This is a genomic window from Streptomyces sp. NRRL S-350 (assembly GCF_000719705.1).
Classification (GTDB): Bacteria; Actinomycetota; Actinomycetes; order Streptomycetales; family Streptomycetaceae; genus Kitasatospora.
In genome coordinates, this window is record NZ_JOHO01000238.1 from 1 (window position 1) to 229 (window position 229).

A 229-nucleotide genomic window follows, 5' to 3' on the forward strand; every position below is an offset into this window, starting at 1 on the left:
AGCACGGCGGCCCCGACGTGCACGCCCGGGTCGCGGTCGACTTCGGCGAGCGCGAGCTGGCCGTCCTCGTCGAGGACGACGGCCGCGGCAGCACCGACGAACACCTGACCGCCGGCGGCGCCGACGGCCTGGGCCACGGCCTGATCGGCATGCGCGAGCGGGTCGGCATGGTCAGCGGCAGCCTCGACGTGGGCCCCCGCCCCGGCGGCGGCTTCCGGATCCGCGCCGT

At 78.2% G+C, this 229-nt stretch carries 1 pseudogene; it reads left to right on the forward strand.

The window, feature by feature from the left end:
* Positions 1-229 (forward strand): annotated as a pseudogene (locus IF30_RS0140720) (sensor histidine kinase); the annotation flags it as partial.